Source organism: Streptomyces sparsus (genome assembly GCF_054776295.1).
This window is the reverse complement of the sequence record NZ_BAAHCA010000439.1, coordinates 1-4,023: the sequence shown is the minus strand read 5'-3', so window position 1 is coordinate 4,023 and position 4,023 is coordinate 1. Positions and strand designations below refer to the sequence as shown.

3 protein-coding genes are annotated in these 4,023 nt (G+C 72.4%); all 3 read left to right on the top strand.

Annotation, left to right across the window (positions count from 1 at the left end):
- Nucleotides 1–163: 163 nt before the first annotated feature.
- The 3 genes from ACYVE9_RS18055 to ACYVE9_RS18045 all read left to right on the top strand — a co-directional run bounded on the left by ACYVE9_RS18055 (nucleotide 164) and on the right by ACYVE9_RS18045 (nucleotide 3,991).
- On the top strand, nucleotides 164–949 hold the full coding sequence (locus ACYVE9_RS18055) for a 3-oxoacyl-ACP reductase (RefSeq protein ID WP_461028915.1): 786 nt from the start codon (nucleotides 164–166) through the stop codon (nucleotides 947–949).
- A gap of 70 nt (nucleotides 950–1,019) precedes the next feature.
- Nucleotides 1,020–1,958, top strand: a complete 939-nt coding sequence (locus tag ACYVE9_RS18050; RefSeq protein ID WP_461028914.1) for an aromatase/cyclase — start codon at nucleotides 1,020–1,022, stop codon at nucleotides 1,956–1,958.
- Nucleotides 1,959–1,960: 2 nt separating this feature from the next.
- On the top strand, nucleotides 1,961–3,991 hold the full coding sequence (locus tag ACYVE9_RS18045; protein WP_461028913.1) for an SDR family oxidoreductase: 2,031 nt from the start codon (nucleotides 1,961–1,963) through the stop codon (nucleotides 3,989–3,991).
- The last annotated feature ends 32 nt before the right edge of the window (nucleotides 3,992–4,023 follow it).

Genomic DNA, 4,023 nt, shown 5'->3' with positions numbered 1-4,023 from the left:
GTCCCCGAAGCGGGCCGGCGGCAGCCGGGCGGCGCGCCCGGGCTATTCGCCACCGGGCCTTCACCACCGGGCCTTCACCACCGGGCCGTTCGTCACCGGCCGTTCGCCACGGGGCCGTTCGGCCCGACCGGACCATCCGACTCGATCAGACCAGGAGAGAGACATGACGCAGCAAGCCCAGCGGGTCGCCGTCGTCACCGGAGCGACCAGCGGCATCGGTCTCGCGGTGACCCGGCTGCTCGCCCAGCAGGGCCACCGGGTGTTCCTCTGCGCCCGCACCGAGCAGAGCGTCACCGACACCGTCAAGGAACTCCAGGCCGAGGGCCTGGACGTGGACGGCGCGACCTGCGACGTCCGCTCGCCGCAGGACATCGAACGCTTCGTGCGGGACGCGGTGGACCGCTTCGGCACCATCGACGTGCTGGTGAACAACGCCGGCCGGGCGGGCGGCGGAGTCACCGCCGACATCGACGACGAGCTGTGGTTCGACGTCATCAACACCAACCTCAACAGCGTCTTCCTGATGACCCGCGCGGTGCTCAACACCGGTGGCATGCGCCACAAGAACCGCGGCCGGATCATCAACATCGCCTCCACCGCAGGCAAGCAGGGCGTGGTGCTGGGCGCGCCCTACTCGGCGTCCAAGCACGGCGTGGTCGGCTTCACCAAGGCGCTCGGCAACGAGCTGGCCCCCACCGGCATCACCGTCAACGCCGTCTGCCCCGGCTACGTCGAGACGCCGATGGCACAGCGGGTCCGGCAGGGCTACGCCGCCGCCTACGACGCGACCGAGCAGCAGATCCTGGAGAAGTTCCAGTCCAAGATCCCGCTGGGCCGCTACTCCACGCCGGACGAGGTCGCCGGCCTCGTCGGCTACCTGGCGACGGACACCGCCGCCTCCCTCACCTCGCAGGCCCTCAACGTCTGCGGCGGCCTGGGCAACTTCTGACCCCCGGCAGCACCCACCGGCACCGGCGCCCACGCCGGTCAGCCGCTTCGCTACGTCAAGGAGGACACAGATGACCGTGCGTGAGGTCGAGCACGAGACCACCGTCGAAGCACCCGCCTCGGAGGTGTACCGGCTGATTGCCGAGGTGGAGAACTGGCCGCGGATCTTCCCGCCGTCGGTGTACGTCGACCACGTCGAGCGCGGCACCGAGGAGGAGCGCATCCGGATCTGGGCCACCGCCAACGGCGAGGCCAAGAACTGGACGTCCCGCCGCCGCCTGGACCCCGCGGCGCTGCGCATCACGTTCCGCCAGGAGGTGCCGGCCTCCCCGGTCGCCGCGATGGGCGGCACCTGGATCATCGAGCCGCTGACCGACGCGACCGCCCGGGTGCGGCTGCTGCACGACTACCGTGCGGTGGACGACGACCCGGACAAGCTGGCCTGGATCGACGAGGCGGTGGACCGCAACAGCCGCTCGGAACTGGCCGCGTTGAAGCAGAACGTCGAACTCGCCACCGGTGCGGCCGAGTTGACGCTCTCCTTCGAGGACAGCGTGCGCATCGAGGGCTCCGCGAAGGACGTCTACGACTTCATCAACGAGGCGCAGCAGTGGAAGGACCGGCTGCCGCACGTGGCGTCCGTCGACCTGCGCGAGGAGACCCCCGGACTCCAGGTGCTGCGCATGGACACGCTCACCAAGGACGGCTCCTCGCACACCACCGAGTCCGTCCGGGTCTGCTTCCCGCACCACCGCATCGCCTACAAGCAGACCACGCTGCCCGCGCTGATGGCCCTGCACACCGGCTACTGGCAGTTCGACGAGGGCGACGACGGCGTCACCACCGCCACCTCGCAGCACACCGTGGTGCTCAACACCGACAACATCCAGCGGGTGCTGGGCGCCGACGCCGGCCTGCCCGAGGCCCGCGACTTCATCCGCAACGCCCTGGGCACCAACAGCCGCGCCACGCTCGGCCACGCCAAGGAGTACGCGGAAGCGCGGCGCTGACCGTGGCCGGGCCAGACAACGCCGCACCGCGCACCGCCCGGTCCGGCCCGGCCGACCCGGATGTGATCGTCGTCGGGGCCGGGCCGGCCGGGCTGCTGCTCGCCGGTGAACTGCGCACCGGCGGTGTGCGGGTGACCGTGCTGGAACAGCTCACCGAGCCGACCACCGAGTCCCGGGCCTCCACCCTGCACGCCAGGACCATGGAACTGCTCGAGGAACGCGACCTGCTCGACGAGCTGGGCCCGCCGCCCGCCGGCGGCCCCGGACACTTCGGCGGCATCCCGCTGGACCTCACCGCCGCCGACCCGGCACACCGCCACGCCGGACAGTGGAAGGCACCGCAGACCCGCATCGAGGCGGTCCTCCAGCAGCGGGCCACCGCCCTGGGCGCCCGCCTGCTGCGCGGACACCGCCTCACCGCCCTCGACCAGCGGGCCGACACCGTCGAGGTCGAAGCCGTCGGCCCGGACGGCCGCGAACTGCGGCTCCGCGCCGCCTACGTCGTCGGCTGCGACGGGGAGCACAGCACGGTGCGCCGGCTCGGCGGCTTCGACTTCCCCGGCAGCGATGCCACCAGGGAACTGCTGCGGGCCGACGTCGCCGGCATCGACGTGCCGGGCCGCCGCTTCGAACGGCACCCGAACGGCCTGGCGATCGCCGCCCGCGGACCCGACGGCGTCACCCGCGTCATGGTGCACGAGTACGGCCGGGCACCCGTCCGGCGCACCGGCGAGCCGGAGTTCGGCGAGATCGTCGACGCCTGGCAGCGGGTCACCGGCGAGCACATCGGCCACGGCACCCCGCTGTGGGTCAACGCCTTCGGCAACACCCGCCGCCAGGCGACCGAGTACCGGCGGGGCCGGCTGCTGCTGGCCGGCGACGCCGCGCACGCGCAGATGCCCGTCGGCGGGCAGGCCCTCAACCTCGGCCTCCAGGACGCCGCCGACCTCGGCGGCAAGCTCGCCGCGCAGTTCGGCGCCCGCCCCGATCCGGAGCTGCTCGACAGCTACCACCGCACCCGGCACGCGGTCGGACAGCAGGTGCTCGGCCAGATCGACGCCCAGGCACAGCTGCTGCTCGGCGGCGCCGAGGTCGACGCGCTGCGGGCCGTCTTCGGTGAACTGCTGGAGCTCGCCCCGGCCCGCCGGCGGCTGGCCACCATGATCAGCGGCCTGGACACGCCCTACCCGGACCGGCCCGTGCCACGTGCCGACCGGCCGGCTCCGCCCCCGGACGACCAACCCACCACGCACAGGAGGACCACGACGATGGGCACACTCACCGGCAGGACCGCACTGGTCACCGGCTCCAGCCGCGGCATCGGCCGAGCCACCGCGACGCGCCTGGCACGGGACGGCGCGCTGGTCGCCGTGCACTGCGCGGGCAACCGCGAGGCCGCCGAGGAGGTCGTCGCCGGCATCGAGAAGGACGGCGGCCGGGCCTTCGTCGTCCAGGCCGAACTGGGCGTCACCGGCGACGTGCACGAGCTGTTCCTCGGCCTGGAAGCGGGTCTGAAGGAGCGCACCGGCAGCACCCGCCTGGACATCCTGGTCAACAACGCCGGGGTGATGGGCGGCGTCGCCCCCGAGGACGTCACACCCGAGCAGTTCGACCGGCTGTTCGCGGTCAACGCCAGGGCGCCGTTCTTCATCGTGCAGCGGGCCCTGGAACTGATCCCGGACGGCGGCCGCATCATCAACATCTCCTCCGGCCTGACCCGGTTCGCCAACCCGCAGGAGGTGGCGTACGCGATGACCAAGGGCGCCGTCGACCAGCTCACGCTGCACTACGCCAAGCACCTCGGGCCGCGCAACATCACCGTCAACAGCGTCGGCCCCGGCATCACCAACAACGGCACCCCGGTCTTCGACATGCCGGAGGTCGTCGAGCAGATGGCGGCCCTGTCGGCGTTCAACCGGGTCGGTGAGACCGAGGACGTCGCCGACGTGATCGCCTTCCTCGCCGGCGACGACGCCCGCTGGATCACCGGCTCCTACCTGGACGCCAGCGGAGGCACGCTGCTCGGCGGTTGAGACGTCGGCGCCCCCTTCCCCCGCCGGGCGCC

Bases quoted from the DNA above. Each gene is read 5' to 3' on its own strand.
- ACYVE9_RS18055 (WP_461028915.1), top strand. From the start codon at position 164: ATGACGCAGCAAGCCCAGCGGGTCGCCGTCGTCACCGGAGCGACCAGC.
- ACYVE9_RS18050 (WP_461028914.1), top strand. From the start codon at position 1,020: ATGACCGTGCGTGAGGTCGAGCACGAGACCACCGTCGAAGCACCCGCC.